This window comes from Streptomyces sp. 2114.4 (assembly GCF_900187385.1).
Lineage (GTDB): Bacteria > Actinomycetota > Actinomycetes > Streptomycetales > Streptomycetaceae > Streptomyces > Streptomyces mooreae.
Genome location: NZ_FYEY01000001.1, coordinates 4,824,737 through 4,844,313, shown reverse-complemented (window position 1 = coordinate 4,844,313; position 19,577 = coordinate 4,824,737). Strand labels below are relative to the sequence as shown.

Genomic DNA, 19,577 nt, shown 5'->3' with positions numbered 1-19,577 from the left:
TGAGACGGGGCCGCCGCTGCCCCCTGAAGCAGCGGCGCCCCCGCCCTACGCCCCGCCCTCAAACCTCCACCGCGTCTGGCTGTACGTCTCTCCCCGCCCGAACCCGAAGGCCGTGACCGGCTCGACGCGGAAGACCAGGGCCCGGCCGCCGCCCTGCCCGTGGAACGCACCGTCGCGGACGTCGAAATGCCAGTCGCTGCCGTACTTCTCGGTGTACAGACCGGCCAGCCGGTGCAGCGTCGGCTCGTCGCTGACCTGCACCGCGTCGCCCTCGACCACCACATCGAGCCCGGCGTGCAGATCGTTGCCGCCGGCCGTCGAGGTCGTCAGCACGCAGTGCGCGTTGGTTTCGAGGTTCTTGGCCTTGCGTTCGCCGGGGCCGGTGCAGAAGTGGAGGGCGCCGTCCGACCAGACGGCGAGCAGCGGGGTGACATGCGGGCGGCCGTCCGGCCGTACGGTGGTGAGCCAGAAGATCTCCGCCTCGGTGATACCGCCGACGGCCGTGGCCCATCCGGTCGCCGTGGCGTCCTCACTGCTGTAGTCGGGGTCGAGATCGGTGACCGGCTCCCGGCCCGGTTCGCTGACGGACATGGCTGTCCCCTTCCCATACGGCTTCCACCCGGCGCACGCAGGCTCAGGCCCATCGTCCGGCGACCCACCGCCCTGCCCCCGCTACGACGCGCCGCAGGGTCTACGGGGCGAGGCTCCACGGGCTGCGGCTCACGGCGTACGGCTCCACGGACCGAGCCGGGACCGGGGCCTCACACCCGCGGCGCCGGCCGGTGCTTGGGGCGGCGCAGTCCCGCGGCCGTCAGGCGGCGCAGCAGTTCCTTGCTGCCGACCTCCACGGCGCCGGCCCGCACCGCATCGCCGTACCGCTCCGCCGGCAGGTCGTAGTGGTCGCGCTCGAACGCCCGCCGGGGCGCGCCGATGCCCGCGGCGAAGACGTGCAGTTCGTCGAAGGAGTGGTCGCTGACCAGGTGTGACCACATCCGGCCGTGTCCTGGCCAGGTGGGGGGATCGATATAGACCGTCACGTCAGTCCTCCGGCCGGGTCACCGCGTCGCACCCGGCCACCGCCTCGCGCCATCCACCGCCTCACCCCTCCAGGGAAGTGCCGAGCCGGCCGACCCGGGCCACGGCGACCGCCGTCTTGGGGCAGACCCAGTGCGGGTCGGGCCCCAACTCCGGTTCGACGTCGAGCGCATGCGGATCGCCCGACTCCGTGCACACGGGGCACAGCGGCCAGCGGCCGTACCGGTCCAGCAGGGCGTCCTGGACGTCCTGCGCTATCAGTCCCGCGACGAATGCCGCGCCTTCAGGCCATTGCTCCACCCACCACCGGCGGTGGACGACCGCGTCCTCCACGAGCGAGACGATGTCGGCGTCGGCCACCTCATCCGCCATCAGGTCGGCGAGCACCAGCGCCCGCGCGGCGTGCAATGCCTGTTCCAGCTCCATGCTGCCCATTGTCCCCCGGCCACCGACCGCGAACGGAGTTGTCCACAGCCCCGGCACACCTCACGCGCTCGCGCGGGGCGGATCATGCGCTTTGTCCACAGCACTCACAGAGGGTATTGACGCCGCGCGGCGATGAAATTACTTTTCAATCGTGAGCAGCAGCGTGAAGGAAACTTTCAAGGACGCGCCCGTCGAAACCCGACCGGCCCCGACCCCACCCGCCCCCGCCGCACTGGCCGCCAAGGTCCGCACCCTCGCCCCGACGATGACCCGCTCCATGCAGCGGGTCGCCGAGACCGTCGCGAGCGACCCGGCCGGCTGTGCCGCCCTCACCGTCACCGGCCTCGCGGAGCGCACGGGCACCAGCGAAGCCACCGTCGTACGGACATCCCGGCTGCTCGGCTACCCGGGCTATCGCGACCTGCGGCTCGCGCTCGCCGCGCTCGCCGCGCAGCAGGCGGTCGGCGGCGCGCCCGCGGTGACCGCCGACATAGCGGTCGACGACTCCCTCGTCGAGGTCGTCGCGAAGCTCGCGCAGGAGGAACAGCAGTGCCTGGCCGACACCGCCGCGGCGCTGGACGTCACCCAGCTCGAAGCCGCCGTCGCCGCGCTCGCCGGGGCCCGCCGCATCGATGTCTACGGCATCGGGGCCTCCAACCTCGTCGGCCAGGACCTGGCCCAGAAACTGCTGCGCATCGGCCTGATCGCGCATGCGCACGCGGACCCGCATCTGGCCGTGACCAACGCGGTGCAGATGCGGACCGGTGACGTCGCCCTCGCGATCACGCACTCCGGGCGGACCACCGACGTCATAGAGCCGCTGCGGGTGGCCTTCGACCACGGCGCGACCACCATCGCCATCACCGGCCGCCCGGACGGCGAGATCGCCTCCTACGCCGACTACATCCTCACCACGTCCACCGCCCGCGAGAGCGAGCTGCGCCCGGCCGCGATGTCGTCCAGGACGAGCCAGCTGCTGGTCGTGGACTGCCTGTTCATAGGGGTCGCGCAGCGTACGTACGAGACCGCGGCCCCGGCGCTCTCCGCCTCCTACGAGGCCCTTGCCCACCGCCACTCACCCCGCCACAACCAGCGCTGACCTCACACCGCCCCGCCACTGTGCGGTCCCGTGCCCGCGACGGCGGCGCGGGCGGCACAGCGGCCCCGCGACGAGGCGCGCAACCGAAGAAAGCACCGGCCTGCCCACGACCCGACCCGAAAAGAGCCACCGTTGCCATGACCTCCACCGCCGACCACGCCCACCTGCGCGCCCAGTTGGACACCCTCACCACCGAAGCGTTCCGGCCCGACCTCGCGGACATCGACCGCCGCTCCACCCTGGACATCGCCCGCACGATGAACGACGAGGACGCCACCGTCCCCGCCGCCGTCGCCCGGCGGCTCCCCGAGATCGCCGCCGCCATCGACGCCACCGCCACGCGCATGGCCCGCGGCGGCCGGCTGATCTATGCGGGCGCCGGCACGGCCGGCCGCCTCGGGGTGCTGGACGCCAGCGAATGCCCGCCGACCTTCAACACCGACCCCTCCCAGGTCCTCGGACTGATCGCGGGCGGGCCGTCCGCGATGATCAGCGCCGTCGAGGGCGCCGAGGACAGCACGAAATTCGCCGTCGAGGACCTGACCGGGATCGGCCTGACCGACCTGGACACCGTCGTCGGCATCTCCGCCTCCGGCCGCACGCCGTACGCGATCGGGGCCGTCGAGCACGCACGTGAGCTGGGCGCCCTGACCATCGGCCTGTCCTGCAACGCCGATTCGGCGCTGGCCGCGGCCGCCGAGCACGGCATCGAGATCGTGGTCGGCCCGGAGCTGGTGACCGGCTCCACCCGGCTCAAGGCGGGCACCGCCCAAAAGCTGGTGCTCAACATGCTCTCGACCCTCACCATGATCCGCCTGGGCAAGACCTACGGAAATCTGATGGTGGACGTCCGCGCCTCCAACGAAAAGCTGCGGGCCCGCTCGCGCCGGATCGTCGCGCTCGCCACCGGCGCCACAGACCCGGAGATCGAGGCGGCCCTCAGCATCACGGACGGCGAGGTGAAGAACGCCATCCTCACCCTCCTCGGCGATGTCGACGGCCCCACCGCCGCCCGCCTTCTCGACGCCGCCAACGGCCATCTGCGCGAAGCCCTCCAGGCCGCCAAGAGCCGCTGAGGCACACGGTCCCCGCCGGTTCCGCCCACCCCTCCGACCACGCCGACCACACCGACCACGCCCCCGTTTCCCCACCCCTGCTCCTGGACCCCTGCCCCTGGTTTGTCCCCACAGCAAGGCACCGCACATGACCGAAGACAAGAACCGCGCCACCGCCGCCGCGATCCTCCCTCTCGTCGGCGGCGCCAAGAACCTCACCTCCATCGCCCACTGCATGACCCGGCTCCGCCTGGGCGTCCGCGACCGCTCCCTGGTCCGGGACGAAGCCCTCAAGGCGCTCCCGGCCGTCATGGGCGTGGTCGAGGACGACACGTACCAGATCGTGCTGGGCCCCGGAACGGTTGCCCACGTCACCCCCGAGTTCGAGCGCCTGGTCGAGCAGGCCCGCACCACGGACCGGGGCCCGGAACCGAGGGCCGGAGCCCCGGAGGCCGTAACCCCGGAGGCCGGTGCCCCGGAGGCCGGTGCCCCGGAAGCCGTAGCGCCGACCGCCGGCCCCCCGGCCGCCACCCCCACCGCCACGACCGCCGAGGAGCTGGCCGCTCAGGGCGCCGCCCTCAAGGCCCGGCAGAAGTCCCGGAACGCCACCCCCGTGAAGCTGTTCCTGCGCCGGATCGCCAATGTCTTCGTCCCGCTGATCCCGGCCCTGATCGGCTGCGGCATCGTCGCCGGTATCAACGGCCTGCTGACCAACCTCGGCTGGCTGCCGTCCGTCGTCCCGGCGCTGGCCGCCATCGCCTCCGGCTTCATGTCCCTCATCGCCGTCTTCGTCGGCTTCCAGACCGCCAAGGAGTTCGGCGGCACACCCATCCTCGGCGGCGCGGTCGCCGCGATCATCGTCTTCCCGGGCATCGCCCACGTCACGGCCTTCGGCCAGAAGCTCGTCCCGGGCCAGGGCGGAGTACTCGGCGCACTCGGCGCGGCACTGCTCGCCGTCCAGGTGGAGAAGTGCTGCCGCAACGGGGTCTTCCCCGGCCGGGCGAAATCGAGAAGGCGGGGAAGGGTCCCCGAGGCACTGGACGTGCTGCTCACTCCCACCCTGACCGTCCTGGTCACGGGCCTGGTCACGATCTTCGGCCTGATGTTCGTCGCGGGCGAGGTCTCCACCGCCATCGGGACCTTCGCCACCTGGCTGCTGGCCCACGGCGGGGCCTTCGCCGGTTTCGTCCTGGGCGGCCTCTTCCTCCCCCTCGTGATGCTGGGCCTCCACCAGGCCCTGATCCCGATCCACACCACCCTCATCGAGCAGCAGGGCTACACCGTCCTGCTCCCGATCCTCGCCATGGCGGGCGCGGGCCAGGTCGGCGCCGCCCTCGCCGTCTACCTCCGACTCCCCCACAACCGCTCGCTCCGTACGACCATCAAGTCCGCCCTCCCCGCAGGCTTCCTGGGCGTCGGCGAACCCCTGATCTACGGCGTCTCGCTCCCCCTGGGCCGCCCCTTCATCACCGCCTGCATCGGCGGCGCCTGCGGCGGCGGCTTCATCGGCCTCTTCAACCAACTCGGCGACACCGTCGGCTCCACCGCCATCGGCCCCTCGGGCTGGGCCCTGTTCCCCCTGGTCAAGGGCGCTCAGCCCGTCACCACCACCCTCGTCGTCTACGCCCTGGGCCTGGCCGCCGGCTACCTCACCGGCTTCCTCGCCACCTACTTCTTCGGCTTCAGCAAACAACTGCGGGCAGACCTGAACACGGACCCCGACGCCACTGCCCCCACCCTCTCGGAGACCGATCCCGCAACCACCGGAGGCTCGCCCGCTCCACCCACACCGAACATGCCGGACCCACCGGGCGCATCGAATGCCCTGGGCACACCGCCCACGTCAGACACGCCGACCACACCGGACACGCCCACCGCACCGGGCTCGCCGGCCGGCCTCGGGACACGCTGAGGCCAGGCCCCGACTCGGCATTGACGTTGGCACGGCATGGATCAGCCCCCGCCCGGCGGTCCGGTGCGGGGGCTGCGGCGACGGAGCCATCCGGCGCGAGGCATCGCGCGAGGCATCTGGCGTGCCCGCCGGGTGCGGACCGGGGCGGCACGCCCTGCGGAGCCATCGGCAAAGAACGGCCCGGCACCGATCTCCGTTTCAGAGGGTCACGGTTCAGCACCGGCGCCCAGTGCCACCACGGGTGGTCAGACGCGCTCGATGAACACATCCTCCACGTGGCCCCAGTTGCAGTACGCGTTGGTCCGGGTCGGGCCGGTCACGACGCTGCTCTCGCCGGACCCTCCCAGCGTGCAGTAAACGCGGACGAGCCACTTGTAGGACCCGGCAGTGGTGCACTTCCCCCACCCGTTGGTGAGGTTCTTGCCCGTCGTGCAGTTGAGCGCCAGAGCGGAGGAGGTTCCGTCGTGTGGGGCGGCCTGCGCGGGCGCCGACACCCCGCCTACCACCAGTGCCGCTCCCATTCCCAGTCCTGCCAAAGCCGTACGGAAACGCATGGCTACTCCTTCGGTTCGTTGGGAGTTCTCACGGGACGCAAGGCTGGACGAGAGAAGTTGTGGCGGACAACGCCTATGGCCGTTCGGGACACGAGTTCTGCTGTCCGGGCTGGTCAGGTCCCTGTTCGGGACTGTTCGGGACAACGTCGACAGCGCCCAGGGGCGATGTCGACAGCGTCCACGGGCGATGTCGTACGGGCCTCGGTGCCTGACGATCGGACGTTGCGGGTCCGGCTGACGCCTGGGATCGAGACCGCCGGCCATCGGCAGCGGGCACCCGCGGCCGGGCCCGCAGGTTCAGCCCGGGGAAGAACACCCTGACCGTTCCTCAGGGGATCATCCGGCTCTCCCAGTTCACCTCTCGGAGGCGGGCCGCCAGTACGGCGGACGGCGGGGCGGGGCGCAGTAAGTGCGGGGGGCAGGTCCACGGCCGGCCGCCGCCGGGCTCGCGGAGCTGCACCAACGGCCCCTCGTGGCCCACGACCCGGCCGACGCGCCCGTCCCGGCCGTCCACCGCATAGCTGCCGGACGACAACTTCACGGCTGTCCCTCCTCCGGGCCGTGCCCGGGGGCGACGGTCTTGGCGTAGTCCACCAAGACCTCGGCCAGCCGCTGGGCGGTGTCGAGATTGCACCGCCCCAATTCGACCAGCGGCGCCATGACGCTGCTCGCACACGACACCGGATCGACGCAGAGAGAGGGAAGGGTGATCCCGACCGCCTGGAGTGCGGTATGCAGTTCCGCCATGACGCCCTCGGCCTGGCGTACTCGATCACGCGCCGTCAACATTTCGCCTCATCGCCTTCCACGCTGTGTATCACCGTCGTGCACACAGCGTGGCTGCTACCGGCCCGGCCTGCAGAGAGACGCATATCCAACAACCGATCGTGTGTAACAGGGAGTTGCCAAGACGCCTGCGCCCCGGCCTCTCCCCCCACCGCCGTCACCCCGCGCCATGCTCGGGGCCGGGCTATCGCACCAGCGAAGGTCCGCCCGCGGCCCGCGACGCAAGCCGCTCACCCCCGAGCCGACCACCCCTTTCCCGCCCGTGTGCAGCACTTACGCAAAGCGACACCCCCGGCCGCCGCCTCCGCCCCCACCCCCACGCACCCGCGGCCCGCGGCCTGGCAACCACCCGGCCCGGCAACCACCCCCGCACCGGCAGCCGACCGTACGGCCGTCAGCCGTACATCCGCGCGAGTGGCGGACCGCCCCTCACGGCATCCGGCTCTGCCAGTTCAGTTCTCTGACGCGGGCCGCCAGTACGGCGGACGGCGGGGCGGCGCGCAGCGCGTGACGCGGGCACACCCACAGCACGCCACCCCCGGGCGGCCGGAGCTGCACGAACGCCTCCTCGTGGCCGACGGCCGGGCCGACAACCACGCCGACGCGGCCGTCCCGCCCGTCCACCGCGAAGCTTCCGGGCGCCGGCATCACGGCCGCGGCTCCTCCTCGCCGTGTCCCGGTACGGCGGTCCGGGCGTAGTCCGCCAGTACGCCGGCGAGCCGCCGGGCCGTGTCCAGATTGCAGCGCCCCAGCTCGACCAGCGGCGCCATATGGGCGCTCGCGCACGACACCGGGTCGACGCCGAGGGAGGGCAGGGTGATCCCCACCGCCCGGAGTGCGGTCCGCAGCTCCACCGTGACGCCCTCGGCCTGCCGCATCCGCTCACGCGCCGTCAGCATTCGCCTCATCACCTTCCACACTGAGTGTTGCCATTGCACACACAGCGTGGCCACTACGGGTCTAGCCTGCATAGAGGCGCAGACCCAACAACCGATCGTGTGTAACAGGGAGTTGCTGCGATGCCCGGACCCAAGCCCCTCGACCCGTCCTCGTCCCCCCGCGCCATGCTCGGCGCGGAGTTACGCCACAAGCGCGAAGAGGCCGGTCTCACCCAGGAAGAACTCGGCAGGCACCTCTTCGTCAGCGGGTCGTTCATCGGCCAGCTGGAGGCGGGGACGCGGCGGATGCAGCTGGAGTACGCCGTGAAGATCGACGAGGTCCTCGGGACGGACGGCTACTTCACCCGCAACTGCGAGGCCGCGACGAAGTCGAAGTATCCGGATCACTTCGCGGAGGCGGCGGAGGCGGAAGCCGTCGCCGCGTCGATCAGGGAGTACGCCCCGCAGTTGATCCCAGGACTGCTGCAGACCAAGGCCTACGCGTGGGCGGTTTGCCGCGCGTACCAGCCGACGGCTCCGGAGGACGTGATCGAGGAGACGGTCACGGCACGACTCGAACGTACGCGCCTTCTCGATCATCCAACGACCCCGTTGTTGTGGGTGGTGCTGGACGAGGCTGTGCTGCGCCGCAAGACCGGCGGACCGGTGGTGATGGCCGAGGCGCTGTGGCATGTGGTGGAGCTGGCCCGACGGCACCGGATCATCGTGCAGGTACTGCCGTTCAAGGCGGGGGGCCACGCGGTCATGGGCGGCGCGCTCAAGCTGATGGACTTCGACGACGCGCCCCCACTCACCTACTTCGAAGGTCCAGGCACAGGGGTGCTGGAGGATGATCCGGCGACCGTCACCCGCTACGAACTGGCCTACGATTTGGTAGGAGCCAGTGCACTGTCACCCCAAGATTCCCTGGCCCTGATCGAATCAGTGGCGGAGGATTACGCGCATGAAGATCAGCCCTGAGTACGACCTGAGCACGGCCATCTGGCGTAAGTCCAGCTACAGCGGCGGCGACGGCGGCGACTGCCTCGAAGTCGCCACCTGGCACAAGTCCACGTACAGCGGCGGCGACGGTGGCAACTGCCTAGAGGTTGCCACCTGGCGGAAGTCCACCCACAGCGACGGCAGCGGCGGTAACTGCCTAGAAGTCTCCGACGACCACCCCGGCATCGTGCCCGTCCGGGACTCCAAGGACCCGCACGGTCCGGCGCTCGCGTTCCGGGCAGCGGCGTGGACTGCGTTCATCGAGGGCATCAAGTCCAGCTCCCTGTAGGGCGTCTGGCGGCACTCGGGGTCCGGGGCTCAAGCCGCGGACCCCGAGCCCTCTTTCCAAGGAAGGGGCGGCCGGAAGAAACCCACCCGCCCTCCCCCGAGCCGCCAGCTCGCCGCCAACTCCCGCACGTACCAGCGCGGATGACATTCCGTGACCGGCTTGCGACATCACGTCGCGCCGGTCTAGCGTGCCCAGCAACAAACAACCCCGGCAGGTGCGCCAACACCGACCGGGGTCTGACCATCAAGATCGAAAGCAGCGCGATCTCATGGCTGGTGAAAACCTTAACCCTGCCCCGTGCGCGTCCGCACGCCCCCACCACGACCACCCCTCCGCCCGCCCCGGCTACGGCAAACGCGAAGCGCCCGCACAACGCCCCTCCCGGCCCGGCGACTTCGCACACCTCCCCCGTCGTGAGGCGTCCATCGCCGCCTACCTCGACCGGCTGCCCGAGGGTGCCGACATCTCCGTGAAGACGCTGGCCAAGGTGTTGCCGGACTACGGGCAGTGCGCCCTGCGGACCGCGCTCCGCCGCCTCTCGGAGGCCGGTCACCTGCGGCGGGTCACCGAGACACACATGAGTGACGGCGGCAGCCCGCTCTGGGTGACGCGTACGTACTTCTCGCGTACGGCACGGGACGACTCCTGGTGGACGGCCTTATGCGCCGGGAACGTTCCGATGACCGACGACGACGGTGACGCCCCGCCTCCCACCGCCGGTCCGCCGCGCGCACCAGGCCCACACGTCCGCGTCCGCACCCGGCAACCTCAGTCCCCGGGCTACGCCGCCCTCGCCGCCCTCGGCCGCGCCGAACCCCGTATGACGCTGTCGGCCGCCGACTGCGCGTCCCTCGAAGCGTTCGCCGAGGAATGGCTGGCGCGCGGCGCGACCCGTAACCAGCTCCTGTCCGCGCTGACCTCGGGGCTGCCGCCGCACATCCACCACCCGGGCCGACTCGCCCGCTCCCGGCTGCTCGCCAAAATGCCGCCGGAAGCCACGGAGCCGGGAGCGGGCGAACCGGGAGCGGGCGGCCAGGCCGACCGGCCGTCCTCCAAACCCCTCCGAATCATGGAGTGCACCGTCTGCCGCGCCCCCGGTCGGCCCGAAGCGCTTCCCGGCGGGGTCTGCGGCCCCTGCCGGGGCGAGGCCCCACCGGTCGACCGGCGGCGGCGTGCGGCGGAGGCGAAGGCCTCCCAAGTCCGCGCTCAAGTGGAGCATTTGCGCGCGGTCGCACGGCCACCGGCAGCCGGCCGCGGTAGGGCCGCCGCCGGCCGACCGTGATCTCACCGCATCGTGGCGCGGCTGTCAGTAGCAGTCAGTAGGGTCGGCGCCATGCTGATCCGATTACGCCGCCCCTGGCGCGCCAGGCTGATCGTGGCACTCACGGTTCTCGTCCTGACCGCCGGCGGGGTGACCCTGATCCTGTGGGGCGAGACACCGCCCCCGTTCCCGCCGCTGCCCGACTCCGGGCCGCACGGCAATGTCCTGACCCAGGTCGTCTTCGAAAGCACCCTCGACCGCGACACCCCGCCCGCACCGGCCACCCTCGGCGGCGCCGTGATGCTGTCCGCGGCAGGGGCCCTGTGCCTCGCCGGCTGCCTCATCGTCCGCCGCCGACAGCAGGGGCCCACGGACTGATCCGAGAACCCCGCCCTCGACAACCCCCGGGTGCGGGGCTCTGGACCGTGTGGCTGCCCAGCTCGCCGGCGTACCCCGGATCCGCAATCCGGATCCGGACCTCCCTCCGTAATCGGGGCTAATGGGACAGGCGCAGGTGCCAGCCGGCCGGGCCCTCGCCGTCGCCTGCGGGAACAAGGGTGGGGGTGTAGGACTCAGGGACCGGGCTGCCGGCGTTCTCCCAGGTCGTGAGCCAGTCCCGGAGAGCGGAAAGCGACGGGGAGTCGGGGCTGTCGGCGAGGATCATGCCGTCCTGCTGGATCACGGCGGCCGTCTCGCTTGTGGAGTGGCCGATGGCCCACAGGTCCGGCCGGAGTCCGGCCATCGTGAGCTGTGGGTTGCCGAGGGCGGCGACAAAGGTGCGCCAGCTGGGCCAGTCGACTTCTCCGCCCTCGTACGGCTCAGTGTATTCAGCGTGCAGGAGCCTGTTCAGGGTGGTGCGGGCGCCGGTGTGCAGCCGGTCGTCCTGTGCCCGCCAGGCCAGGGAGATCCAGGAGGGGCCGGGAACGCGGTTCTCCCAGTCCACCCAGCGGCCCGGCAGATCGAGGTCGCCCTTGGGGGAGGCGGTCGCCTCGATGTACCCGCCGGTGAACACCGCTTCCACCGCGGGCTTGCCACCGTGGACGCGAACCTTGGCGACCACCGTCATGTTGGGCACCTCCGCGATCGGCAGTGGCGCGACAATCAATCCGCGGTCGGCGATCTGATCCATCCATGCTTTGGGCAGCAGTGGCGGGGTGCACCAGGCCACCACCCTGTCGTACGGCGCTCGTTCAGGGAACCCGGCTGTGCCGTCGGCGGTGTAGCAGTGGGCGTTTTCCAGACCCCGCTCGGCCAGGATGACGTTGGCCCAGCGCGTCAGGTAGGCGTCGATGTCGACGCTGGTGACCTCCCCTCCGGGGCCCACCAGGCGGGCGATCAGCTCGGTGGAGTAGCCGGAGCCCGTGCCGTATTCAGCGACCCTCATGTGCTGCTGCAGGTCCAGCGTGGTCAGTTCGCGGTGGATGACCGAAGGGTTCGAGCGGTGCGGCGTCGGTCCGCGGCCTTCGTGGTGGGTGTAGTGGCGCTCGGGGACTTGCTCGGCGGCCAGGGCGACGGCGTTCACGGCTCACTCCTTCGAGGTTGGGTACGTGTATGCGACAACTGGTCCGGGCGGGTGAAGGACACGGCGCCCGGAGGGCTCGGTGGATCAGATCGTCAGGGCGGTGTAGTGGTGCCAGCCGGCCTCGGTGTACTCGCCCACCGGCCCGTCTTCGCACAGCTCGGCCCACGCGTGGTACTCCACCGGCGGCGGCAAGAACCTCACGCCCACACACCAGTGCAGGCGGCGCCCGAGCAGGGCCGCGGCCAGGACGGCGCCGAGCGAGGTCTCCAGACAGGCGGCGCGTCCCGGCCACAGCCGGCTGGTGTGCCGCGCCGCCTCGACCAGTGCTTCCGCCTGCGCTGCGGTCAGCGGCCGGCGTCCGGCCCGCCGGGCCCAGCGCACAGTGCGGAGGGCGTGGCGGAAGGGCAGCCGCAGCAGCACCAGGGCCAGCGCGAGGCCGGCCGCCGCGGCGCAGCGTTCGAGGAAGGTGCCGGTACGGACGGTGGAGTACGCCTCCACGCTCGTCATCGCCACCACCCCCACCAGCGGCGGCGGCTCACGGGGGCGGTGGTGGCGAGGCCCTGCGCGGTGAGCGCGGCGGCGACGGTACGGACGTCGGCAGCGGCCTGCTCGAAGCCGATGCCGTAGCGGGTGGCGTACTGTCCGGCGGCCTCTTCTTCGGTGGCGCCCGCCAGCAGGAGCATCACGGCGGCGGAGGCGGTCGGGGTCAGCTGCGTCCAGCGTCCGGTGCGCTCGTCCAGGAGGGCGCCGCCCTCGTCGGTGAGGACCGGATGGGTGCTCTCACGCAGTCGCCACATGCGAGTTCACCTCCCACCAGGCCGGGGCGGTCTCCAGCTGCCGCAGCCAGACTTCGGCGGCGATAGCGAGGTGCAGGGCGCCCTGGGCGGTGGGCTGTCCGAGCGCGGCCCGCTGGAGCATCGCGGCCACCGGCGCCTCGGTGACCAGGCCGGCTGCGGCCAGCCGGGAGGAGGGGCCGAGCAAACCCCGCAGCGTGGAGGCGTGTTCGCGCAGGCCGGCGTAGGCGAGGGCGTTGAAGCCGCCCTTCGTCACCCTTGCCAGAACGAAGGGCGGCAGCACGCCGGTATGGGCGAACGCTTCGCTCAGCAGCGGTTTGTAGCGGCCTGGTGCGCCGCGCTGGTCGGCGGGCACGGCCAGGCAGGCCCGGATGACCTCGTTGTCCAGGAACGGGGCGGCGACCTCGATGCCGTGACCGGCGAGCGCAATGTCCCGCCACCCGGTGGTGTCCGCCCCCACCCGCGCGAGGTCCTGGCGGTCCGCCCACGCCGCCAGGCGGGCGGGCCCGTCGACCAGTTCGGCGGCCACGTCGAGGGCACTTGCGAGGCGGCCGCGTACGTCGGGGCTCATCCAGTCGGCGGTGGCCAGCAGCGGCGTCCATGCCACCGGCCGCTCTGCCTGTGGCACCCACGGGCGCGGGGGGCGCCGCAGTTCGGCAGCTGTCTGCCGCCAGGCCCCGGCCAGATCGGTACGGGCTGCGGGGCGGGCCCGCCTCAGCAGGGTCAGGGCGGAGGTGTGCCGGAGCCGGGCGTGGGCCTGTGCGTGCTGCCAGGCACGGTGGTGTTGTCGCTCGCGCAGAAGATCGGCCAGGTAGGCCGAGGGCGCGGACAGTACCGCGTCCCCGGCCGCACCGGTCAGGTGCACGCCCGCGGGGTGGCGTGCGGCGACGGTTTCCAGGACGGTGCGCTTGATGGAGGAGGTGACCACGTACGCGTTCGGGGCGTCGGTGATGGGCAGCGCCGCCAGGTCCTCAAGGCCGGCGTAGTAGACGGTCTCCGGGCTCCCGGGCACCGTACGGTGGGCGAGACCCGGCACCGTGGCCGCGGTGCGGACCGCGTAGGCCAGGTCGTCGTCCCGCAGGCGTGCGTCGGCGAATGTCACCGCGGTCACCGCCCCGCGCTGGGCGGCCAGGCAGGCCAGCGTGGTGGAGTCCAGCCCCGCCAGATCCGCGCTGACCGGCCGGCCGTCACATCGCAAGCCGACGGCTTCGGATAACGCGGCGCGCACCGTCGGCGCGGCATCGCGCCGGTCCACCGGCTCGTACTCGGCCGGTTCGTACCGGAGGGCGCCCGCGCCCTCCGGGCCGATCAGCAGCAGGTGCCCGGTCGGCACCCGGCTCACCGAGCGGAACAGGCTCCACTGCCCCAGGACGTCCGGCTGGGCCAGGGCGAGGTGAGCGGCCAGCGCGGTCGGATCGACCGGAGCCCCGTCCTGCGCCGCCAGCGCGGTGGCGGAGGTCGACCACCATGTCCCGGCGCCGTCGGACCTCCAGTACACCGGGTGCTGACCGGCCAGGTCACCGAGCACTGCCAGCTGCTCGCCGCTGCGGGCGATGGTCAGGTAGGAGCCGGGCCAGCGAGTCAGCGCCCGCCAGTTTTTCGATCGCACCGCCGTCAGCGACTGCTGGAGCTGCTGGTCATCGGCGCCGCAGTCGCCGACGACCGCCACCGCCAGCGAACCCGCGCCCGCCGCCCTCACCCGCGGCGCGGGCCAGTTGACCGTCCATGTCGTCTCCAGGCCCGGTACCGGGCGTCCGTTGCGCGGCAGCCGGTCGTACCAGCTGCCTCCGTACCAACCCGTACTCCACCGCATCGCCGCCCGCTTTCTCGAAGTTCGTGGTGTCCATCGCTTTCGGTGGTCAAAGAGCGGGCGCCGGGCCGCTTCAGGCCGTGCCCCAGCACGACCGTCGCGGGCCCGGCGCCCTCTCACACCCGGTGCCGGCCATGGCGCGTGGTCCCACCGGCCCCGGGCAGAACGCGGGTCAGGCGTTCTTGTACTGGGTGTCGTCGGCGGTGTCGAAGTTGGCCGTCCCCAGCGTCACCTCGGCGACGTCTCCGGCGTCCAGGACGACCGGCGCACTGTAGACGGGCTTGGTGGTCTGCTCCATGATCGAAACCTCCAGGTTCTTGCGTCCCCCGCACCCTCCAGTGGGCGCGAGGCAGACGGCCGTACCGGGCCGAACGGCAGGGCCGGGGGAACCGCTTTGGACCCCGCCGCTCGGCCTGATAACCAGTCAACCCACGGCCGGGGTAGGGCGGTACGGTGGCGGGCAGGGCAAGCGGTATATCGGGTATACGGGCAGGTGCTCCCATGGTCACGCGCACGCCAAACCAGCAGCTCAAAGAGCTCGTCGCCGCGTCCGGCCTGACCTACGCGGCCATGGCCAAGGCAGTGCGCGCGGTGGCCGCCGAGTGCGGCACGGCTTTACGCACCAACAAATCGACCGTCGAGCACTGGATCGCCGGCGTCACGCCCCAAGGCGACACCGGCCGCTACCTCGCCGTCGCGCTGTCCAGGCGGCTCGGCCGCCTGCTCACCCCTGCCGACCTCGGACTGGCCCAGCCGGACGAGGATGACAGCATCGGGCTGGCCCTCGGGGACGACCCGATCGACGCCCTACTGCCGATGTGGAGGTTCGAGTTGGACCGCCGCCGCTTCCTCACCACCTCCGCTTACTCGGTGGCCGCCGCCGCTTTGCCCCTGACCTACGTACAGGAGATCGCCGACCGCACCGCCGCGGCCCGCAGCGGCCACACCGTCGGCATGGCCGAAGTCGCCGCCGTGCGCGACATGGTGCGCGTCTTCTCCGAGATGGACGAACGCCACGGCGGACAACACGGTCGCAGCGCGCTCGTGCAGTACCTGCGCGACGACGTCGCGCCACTGTGCCGGGGGCGCTTCCGCACCGAGGAACTGCGTCAGCAGATGCTCTCCGCTGCCTCCCGTGGCGTGCACCTGCTGGGCTGGAAGTCCTACGACGCAGGCCAGCAGGGCCTCGCGCAGCGCTATTACCTTCAGTCCTACGCGCTCGCCGTCGAATCCGGCATCACCGGGCACGACGGCTTCGTAATGCGCACGATGGCCATGCAAGGGCTCAAGTTGCACCGGCCCGAGCACTGCCTCGGCCTGGCAGAGACGGGACTGAACCGCGCCAAAGGCAAGGTCGACGCCCAGACCGAATCCCTCTTCCGCGTCGTCCACGCCCACACCCTGGCCAAGTCCGGACAGCGCACAGCCGCCCTCGCCGAAGCCGAGCGGGCGAGCGCCCTGCTGACCGCCGACCCCGGCGACGAAGTGCCTTTCTGGGCCCTGGCATGGGGCCTCCAGCCGCGTCGGTTTACTCGCGCAACGCCAAGGTCTACGAGACGCTCGGCGACCACCGCACCGCCGCCGAGCACTACGACCGCGCCGCCGGTGCCCGCCCCGCGGGCACCTACGCCCGCATCGTCGCCCTGGACCTGGTCGCCGGCGCCGAAATGCAGCTCAAGCGCGGTCAGATCGAGCAAGCGTGCACCACCTGGAACCGAGCCCTCGACCACATGGACGGCGTACGGTCCGTGCGCACCCGCAAGGCCGTGGCCCGCATGCGCGGCGACCTCGCCCGATTCCGCGCCCGCGGCGTACGCTGCGCGGCCGAACTGGACGAACGCGCCATCGACTTCCTCGCCGGCGCCTGATCCGACGGGTGGCTCCGCCTCCACTCGGTACGTCATCACTGGCCTCGGGCCGCTCTGAGAGCAGCGCTCGCCCCGGACACGATCCGCGTCCTTTATCTGCATTCGGCGCCCCGGGCATCCAAGAGGCGCGAGCGGCCCTCGCCGGGCCGGACGTCACTGTGTAGTGAAGCGTCTGTGCGAAAGACACGTCCCAGCCGCAGCCGACGCCGGACGCCCCCGAAAACGCCGCCGGGGCGGCACCCCCTGGGAGGAGGGTGCCGCCCCGACGTACGTCTGGACGTGCGGTCCGGGAGGACCAGCGTCTGATCCGCGAGGATCAGAAGTCCATGTCACCGCCCGGCATGCCGCCCGGAGCGCCCGCCGCGGCGGCCTTCTCCGGCTTGTCGGCGATGACGGCCTCGGTGGTGAGGAACAGCGCCGCGATGGAGGCGGCGTTCTGCAGCGCGGAGCGCGTGACCTTCGCCGGGTCGATGATGCCTTCGGCGATCATGTCGACGTAGTCGCCGGTCGCGGCGTTGAGGCCGTGACCCACGGGCAGGTTGCGCACCTTCTCCACCACGACGCCGCCCTCAAGGCCGCCGTTGACGGAGATCTGCTTGAGCGGGGCCTCCAGCGCGAGCTTCACGGCGTTGGCGCCGGTGGCCTCGTCGCCGTCCAGGTCCAGCTTCTCGAAGACCGAGGAGGCCTGGAGCAGGGCCACGCCACCGCCGGCGACGATGCCCTCCTCGACGGCCGCCTTCGCGTTGCGAACGGCGTCCTCGATGCGGTGCTTGCGCTCCTTGAGCTCGACCTCGGTGGCGGCACCGGCCTTGATGACGGCCACGCCGCCGGCCAGCTTCGCCAGGCGCTCCTGCAGCTTCTCGCGGTCGTAGTCCGAGTCGCTGTTCTCGATCTCGGCGCGGATCTGGTTGACCCGGCCCTGGACCTGCTCGCTGTCGCCGGCACCGTCGACGATGGTGGTCTCGTCCTTGGTGATGACGACCTTGCGGGCGCGGCCGAGCAGTTCGAGACCGGCGTTCTCCAGCTTGAGGCCGACCTCCTCGGAGATGACGGTGCCACCGGTGAGGATGGCGATGTCGCCGAGCATGGCCTTGCGGCGGTCACCGAAGCCCGGGGCCTTGACGGCGACGGACTTGAAGGTGCCACGGATCTTGTTGACGACCAGGGTCGACAGGGCCTCGCCCTCGACGTCCTCGGCGATGATCAGCAGGGGCTTGCCCGACTGCATGACCTTCTCCAGCAGCGGGAGCAGGTCCTTCACGTTGCTGATCTTCGAGTTGACGATCAGGATGTACGGGTCGTCGAGCGCGGCTTCCATGCGCTCCATGTCGGTCGCGAAGTACGCCGAGATGTAGCCCTTGTCGAAGCGCATACCCTCGGTGAGCTCCAGCTCCAGACCGAAGGTCTGGGACTCCTCGACGGTGATGACGCCTTCCTTGCCGACCTTGTCCATCGCCTCGGCGATCAGCTCGCCGATCTGGGTGTCAGCGGCGGAGATGGAGGCGGTCGAAGCGATCTGCTCCTTGGTCTCCACGTCCTTGGCCTGCTCCAGCAGGGCGGCGGAGACGGCCTCGACGGCGCGCTCGATGCCGCGCTTGAGGGCCATCGGGTTGGCGCCGGCGGCGACGTTGCGCAGGCCCTCGCGGACCAGAGCCTGGGCCAGGACGGTCGCGGTCGTCGTGCCGTCACCGGCGACGTCGTCCGTCTTCTTCGCGACCTCCTTGACCAGCTCGGCGCCGATCTTCTCGTACGGGTCCTCGAGCTCGATCTCCTTGGCGATGGAAACACCATCGTTGGTGATCGTGGGGGCGCCCCACTTCTTCTCGAGGACGACGTTGCGGCCCTTGGGGCCGAGGGTGACCTTGACGGCGTCGGCGAGCTGGTTCATCCCGCGCTCGAGACCGCGCCGTGCCTCCTCGTCGAACGCGATGATCTTGGCCATGTGAAGTGGTCCTCCCGGACTGGGGTGGATTGCTCCGGACCGCGCTGGCGCCCGCGACGGACGGCCTGCAGACCTGTGTGGTTCCTTGCCCCACCCGGCCTACGGGCCTCACCGACCCGGTCCTTCTTTGTCACTCTCACTGGGAGAGTGCTAACGCAATGATTAGCACTCGCCCCCCGTGAGTGCAAGGCAGCTTCGAAGATGCCTCCCATCGGGGTGGCGCCCGAGCGGCGGAGGAATGACGGGTGAGCGCAGGTCCCCCGGGGTGCGCCGGCCCGCAGCCTGCGCCTGCTCCGCACCCGCCCGTCCGCCGACAGCGGACAGCGGTCGACGGGCGAGCCGACGGCCTAAGGCCGCCGCCGGCGGACAGCAGAAGGCCCGCACCCCTCAGGGGTACGGGCCTTCACTACGCAGCAGTCGGTCGGCGCCTCAGCCGGCCACCCGGACCATGTCCGCCTGCGGCCCCTTCTGGCCCTGCGAGATCTCGAACTCGACCCGCTGACCCTCCTCAAGGGTGCGGTAACCGTCCATCTGGATCGCGCTGTAGTGGACGAAAACATCCGCACCACCGTCGACCGCGATGAAGCCGTACCCCTTCTCCGCGTTGAACCACTTGACGGTGCCCTGAGCCATGCCTAACTCCCCTATTACTGGCCCTTGCGCAGGACCGCACTCCGCGGACCCGGGTCAGACCTCACCCCATGAAAGCCCTGTGGGGTGTGCGCCGGAACGCGTCGACCGCCGCTGAATGTATCTGCACAGATGCCCAGCGCAACAGGTCAATCGGACGAGAATTCTGGGGCCGGAGAATCGGCTATATGCGGCGAAATCCCGGTTCTCCCGGGCAAGTCGGGCCGGGCATAGCTCACCTAAGCGACAAATGTTGCCCACACTTTGGGCACAACTGATCGCGATCTCATATGCGTTCGGCACACGCACGCGCTATAGCGGAGGGGTATCACCCCAATGGTATCTCCTTTCACAACATGGAATTGCCCCGTCCGCTTTCTGGCGGACGGGGCAATTCCGGTCAAGCAGGCCAAGAATTGGCGCAAATCAGCAGCCTCCGGCCACCGCCGGAATGATCGAGACTCCCGCACCGTCCGGGGTCGGCGTCTCCAGACCCTGCTCGAAGCGCACGTCGTCGTCGTTGACGTAGACGTTCACGAAGCGGCGCAGCTTGCCGGCGTCGTCGAGCACCCGGGCGGCGATGCCCTGGTGGTTCTGCTCCAGGTCGGCGATCACCTCGGAGAGGGTCGCGCCCTCGGCGGCGACCTCGGCCTGGCCGCCGGTGTACGTGCGGAGAATGGTGGGGATGCGGACCTTCACGCTCATGGTTCTGCC

Annotated in this window: 24 protein-coding genes; 8 read left to right on the top strand and 16 right to left on the bottom strand. The window is 71.1% G+C overall.

Features of this window, described 5'->3' with window-relative positions:
• Nucleotides 1-45: 45 nt before the first annotated feature.
• From CFW40_RS21395 to CFW40_RS21385, 3 genes are all read right to left on the bottom strand, one after another.
• On the bottom strand, nt 46-591 hold the full coding sequence (locus CFW40_RS21395) for a pyridoxamine 5'-phosphate oxidase family protein (RefSeq protein WP_088799400.1): 546 nt from the start codon (nt 589-591) through the stop codon (nt 46-48).
• A 170-nt stretch (nt 592-761) separates the two neighbouring features.
• Nucleotides 762-1,037 (bottom strand): DUF4031 domain-containing protein, encoded by a 276-nt coding sequence (locus CFW40_RS21390; protein WP_088799399.1) that lies wholly within the window; start codon nt 1,035-1,037, stop codon nt 762-764.
• Nucleotides 1,038-1,098: 61 nt separating this feature from the next.
• Nucleotides 1,099-1,461 carry a hypothetical protein gene (locus tag CFW40_RS21385; protein ID WP_088802267.1) on the bottom strand — a complete coding sequence of 121 codons (363 nt, stop codon included), beginning with the start codon at nt 1,459-1,461 and terminating at the stop codon, nt 1,099-1,101.
• A gap of 151 nt (nt 1,462-1,612) precedes the next feature.
• Here CFW40_RS21385 and CFW40_RS21380 point away from each other — a divergent pair, with 151 nt between their 5' ends.
• From CFW40_RS21380 to CFW40_RS21370, 3 genes are all read left to right on the top strand, one after another.
• Complete coding sequence (locus CFW40_RS21380) at nt 1,613-2,560, top strand: MurR/RpiR family transcriptional regulator (RefSeq protein ID WP_088799398.1); 948 nt, start codon at nt 1,613-1,615, stop codon at nt 2,558-2,560.
• Between the two features lie 137 nt (nt 2,561-2,697).
• Nucleotides 2,698-3,636, top strand: a complete 939-nt coding sequence (murQ, locus tag CFW40_RS21375) for an N-acetylmuramic acid 6-phosphate etherase (RefSeq protein ID WP_088799397.1) — start codon at nt 2,698-2,700, stop codon at nt 3,634-3,636.
• A gap of 127 nt (nt 3,637-3,763) precedes the next feature.
• Nucleotides 3,764-5,527 carry a PTS transporter subunit EIIC gene (locus tag CFW40_RS21370; RefSeq protein WP_088799396.1) on the top strand — a complete coding sequence of 588 codons (1,764 nt, stop codon included), beginning with the start codon at nt 3,764-3,766 and terminating at the stop codon, nt 5,525-5,527.
• Between the two features lie 245 nt (nt 5,528-5,772).
• On the opposite strand, the gene CFW40_RS21365 is transcribed toward CFW40_RS21370, so the two are convergent.
• The 5 genes from CFW40_RS21365 to CFW40_RS21345 form a co-directional block, all read right to left on the bottom strand.
• The gene (locus tag CFW40_RS21365; protein ID WP_143034545.1) at nt 5,773-6,081 is read right to left on the bottom strand and encodes a hypothetical protein; all 309 of its coding nucleotides are present in this window, start codon (nt 6,079-6,081) and stop codon (nt 5,773-5,775) included.
• Between the two features lie 328 nt (nt 6,082-6,409).
• The gene (locus CFW40_RS21360; RefSeq protein WP_088799394.1) at nt 6,410-6,622 is read right to left on the bottom strand and encodes a hypothetical protein; all 213 of its coding nucleotides are present in this window, start codon (nt 6,620-6,622) and stop codon (nt 6,410-6,412) included.
• On the bottom strand, nt 6,619-6,870 hold the full coding sequence (locus tag CFW40_RS21355; RefSeq protein ID WP_088799393.1) for a hypothetical protein: 252 nt from the start codon (nt 6,868-6,870) through the stop codon (nt 6,619-6,621). The genes CFW40_RS21360 and CFW40_RS21355 overlap by 4 nt, the downstream gene beginning before the upstream one ends.
• A 426-nt stretch (nt 6,871-7,296) precedes the next feature.
• Nucleotides 7,297-7,515: a hypothetical protein gene (locus CFW40_RS21350; protein WP_088799392.1), complete on the bottom strand. Its 219-nt coding sequence runs from the start codon at nt 7,513-7,515 to the stop codon at nt 7,297-7,299.
• The gene (locus tag CFW40_RS21345) at nt 7,515-7,766 is read right to left on the bottom strand and encodes a hypothetical protein (protein ID WP_256331348.1); all 252 of its coding nucleotides are present in this window, start codon (nt 7,764-7,766) and stop codon (nt 7,515-7,517) included. Before CFW40_RS21345 ends, CFW40_RS21350 begins: the two co-directional genes overlap by 1 nt.
• 120 nt (nt 7,767-7,886) lie before the next feature.
• Here CFW40_RS21345 and CFW40_RS21340 point away from each other — a divergent pair, with 120 nt between their 5' ends.
• The 4 genes from CFW40_RS21340 (at nt 7,887) to CFW40_RS21325 (ending at nt 10,675) form a co-directional block, all read left to right on the top strand.
• The gene (locus tag CFW40_RS21340; RefSeq protein ID WP_088799390.1) at nt 7,887-8,726 is read left to right on the top strand and encodes a helix-turn-helix transcriptional regulator; all 840 of its coding nucleotides are present in this window, start codon (nt 7,887-7,889) and stop codon (nt 8,724-8,726) included.
• A complete protein-coding gene (locus CFW40_RS21335) occupies nt 8,710-9,036 on the top strand; it encodes a DUF397 domain-containing protein (protein WP_088799389.1) in 327 nt (108 codons plus the stop codon). Before CFW40_RS21340 ends, CFW40_RS21335 begins: the two co-directional genes overlap by 17 nt.
• A gap of 268 nt (nt 9,037-9,304) precedes the next feature.
• Nucleotides 9,305-10,318, top strand: coding sequence for a hypothetical protein (locus CFW40_RS21330; protein WP_088799388.1), 1,014 nt, complete (start codon nt 9,305-9,307; stop codon nt 10,316-10,318).
• A 51-nt stretch (nt 10,319-10,369) separates the two neighbouring features.
• A complete protein-coding gene (locus CFW40_RS21325; protein WP_088799387.1) occupies nt 10,370-10,675 on the top strand; it encodes a hypothetical protein in 306 nt (101 codons plus the stop codon).
• Nucleotides 10,676-10,793: 118 nt separating this feature from the next.
• On the opposite strand, the gene CFW40_RS21320 is transcribed toward CFW40_RS21325, so the two are convergent.
• The 5 genes from CFW40_RS21320 to CFW40_RS36270 form a co-directional block, all read right to left on the bottom strand.
• A complete protein-coding gene (locus CFW40_RS21320) occupies nt 10,794-11,819 on the bottom strand; it encodes a protein-L-isoaspartate O-methyltransferase (RefSeq protein WP_088799386.1) in 1,026 nt (341 codons plus the stop codon).
• An 84-nt stretch (nt 11,820-11,903) separates the two neighbouring features.
• Complete coding sequence (locus CFW40_RS21315) at nt 11,904-12,326, bottom strand: lasso peptide biosynthesis B2 protein (protein WP_088802266.1); 423 nt, start codon at nt 12,324-12,326, stop codon at nt 11,904-11,906.
• Nucleotides 12,323-12,616: a PqqD family peptide modification chaperone gene (locus CFW40_RS21310; RefSeq protein WP_088799385.1), complete on the bottom strand. Its 294-nt coding sequence runs from the start codon at nt 12,614-12,616 to the stop codon at nt 12,323-12,325. Before CFW40_RS21310 ends, CFW40_RS21315 begins: the two co-directional genes overlap by 4 nt.
• Nucleotides 12,600-14,426 carry an albusnodin/ikarugamycin family macrolactam cyclase gene (locus CFW40_RS21305; protein WP_088799384.1) on the bottom strand — a complete coding sequence of 609 codons (1,827 nt, stop codon included), beginning with the start codon at nt 14,424-14,426 and terminating at the stop codon, nt 12,600-12,602. The genes CFW40_RS21310 and CFW40_RS21305 overlap by 17 nt, the downstream gene beginning before the upstream one ends.
• A 169-nt stretch (nt 14,427-14,595) precedes the next feature.
• Nucleotides 14,596-14,721 carry a lasso RiPP family leader peptide-containing protein gene (locus CFW40_RS36270; RefSeq protein WP_107446803.1) on the bottom strand — a complete coding sequence of 42 codons (126 nt, stop codon included), beginning with the start codon at nt 14,719-14,721 and terminating at the stop codon, nt 14,596-14,598.
• A 203-nt stretch (nt 14,722-14,924) separates the two neighbouring features.
• Here CFW40_RS36270 and CFW40_RS21300 point away from each other — a divergent pair, with 203 nt between their 5' ends.
• Nucleotides 14,925-16,349, top strand: a complete 1,425-nt coding sequence (locus CFW40_RS21300) for a hypothetical protein (protein WP_256331349.1) — start codon at nt 14,925-14,927, stop codon at nt 16,347-16,349.
• Between the two features lie 258 nt (nt 16,350-16,607).
• Here the strand turns inward: CFW40_RS21300 and groL are convergent, their stop codons facing one another.
• The 3 genes from groL to CFW40_RS21285 form a co-directional block, all read right to left on the bottom strand.
• Nucleotides 16,608-18,233, bottom strand: a complete 1,626-nt coding sequence (gene groL / locus CFW40_RS21295; RefSeq protein ID WP_088799383.1) for a chaperonin GroEL — start codon at nt 18,231-18,233, stop codon at nt 16,608-16,610.
• A 429-nt stretch (nt 18,234-18,662) separates the two neighbouring features.
• The gene (locus CFW40_RS21290; protein ID WP_003986833.1) at nt 18,663-18,866 is read right to left on the bottom strand and encodes a cold-shock protein; all 204 of its coding nucleotides are present in this window, start codon (nt 18,864-18,866) and stop codon (nt 18,663-18,665) included.
• Between the two features lie 423 nt (nt 18,867-19,289).
• The gene (locus CFW40_RS21285; RefSeq protein ID WP_086721746.1) at nt 19,290-19,568 is read right to left on the bottom strand and encodes a MoaD/ThiS family protein; all 279 of its coding nucleotides are present in this window, start codon (nt 19,566-19,568) and stop codon (nt 19,290-19,292) included.
• Nucleotides 19,569-19,577 lie beyond the last annotated feature (9 nt).

Coding starts and splice junctions, on each gene's coding strand:
- CFW40_RS21395 (WP_088799400.1), bottom strand. CDS start 591: ATGTCCGTCAGCGAACCGGGCCGGGAGCCGGTCACCGATCTCGACCCC.
- CFW40_RS21385 (WP_088802267.1), bottom strand. CDS start 1,461: ATGGAGCTGGAACAGGCATTGCACGCCGCGCGGGCGCTGGTGCTCGCC.
- murQ (WP_088799397.1), top strand. CDS start 2,698: ATGACCTCCACCGCCGACCACGCCCACCTGCGCGCCCAGTTGGACACC.
- CFW40_RS21370 (WP_088799396.1), top strand. CDS start 3,764: ATGACCGAAGACAAGAACCGCGCCACCGCCGCCGCGATCCTCCCTCTC.
- CFW40_RS21365 (WP_143034545.1), bottom strand. CDS start 6,081: ATGCGTTTCCGTACGGCTTTGGCAGGACTGGGAATGGGAGCGGCACTG.
- CFW40_RS21355 (WP_088799393.1), bottom strand. CDS start 6,870: ATGTTGACGGCGCGTGATCGAGTACGCCAGGCCGAGGGCGTCATGGCG.
- CFW40_RS21350 (WP_088799392.1), bottom strand. CDS start 7,515: ATGCCGGCGCCCGGAAGCTTCGCGGTGGACGGGCGGGACGGCCGCGTC.
- CFW40_RS21345 (WP_256331348.1), bottom strand. CDS start 7,766: ATGCTGACGGCGCGTGAGCGGATGCGGCAGGCCGAGGGCGTCACGGTG.
- CFW40_RS21340 (WP_088799390.1), top strand. CDS start 7,887: ATGCCCGGACCCAAGCCCCTCGACCCGTCCTCGTCCCCCCGCGCCATG.
- CFW40_RS21335 (WP_088799389.1), top strand. CDS start 8,710: ATGAAGATCAGCCCTGAGTACGACCTGAGCACGGCCATCTGGCGTAAG.
- CFW40_RS21330 (WP_088799388.1), top strand. CDS start 9,305: ATGGCTGGTGAAAACCTTAACCCTGCCCCGTGCGCGTCCGCACGCCCC.
- CFW40_RS21325 (WP_088799387.1), top strand. CDS start 10,370: ATGCTGATCCGATTACGCCGCCCCTGGCGCGCCAGGCTGATCGTGGCA.
- CFW40_RS21315 (WP_088802266.1), bottom strand. CDS start 12,326: ATGACGAGCGTGGAGGCGTACTCCACCGTCCGTACCGGCACCTTCCTC.
- CFW40_RS21310 (WP_088799385.1), bottom strand. CDS start 12,616: ATGTGGCGACTGCGTGAGAGCACCCATCCGGTCCTCACCGACGAGGGC.
- CFW40_RS21305 (WP_088799384.1), bottom strand. CDS start 14,426: ATGCGGTGGAGTACGGGTTGGTACGGAGGCAGCTGGTACGACCGGCTG.
- CFW40_RS36270 (WP_107446803.1), bottom strand. CDS start 14,721: ATGGAGCAGACCACCAAGCCCGTCTACAGTGCGCCGGTCGTCCTGGAC.
- CFW40_RS21300 (WP_256331349.1), top strand. CDS start 14,925: ATGGTCACGCGCACGCCAAACCAGCAGCTCAAAGAGCTCGTCGCCGCG.
- groL (WP_088799383.1), bottom strand. CDS start 18,233: ATGGCCAAGATCATCGCGTTCGACGAGGAGGCACGGCGCGGTCTCGAG.
- CFW40_RS21290 (WP_003986833.1), bottom strand. CDS start 18,866: ATGGCTCAGGGCACCGTCAAGTGGTTCAACGCGGAGAAGGGGTACGGC.
- CFW40_RS21285 (WP_086721746.1), bottom strand. CDS start 19,568: ATGAGCGTGAAGGTCCGCATCCCCACCATTCTCCGCACGTACACCGGC.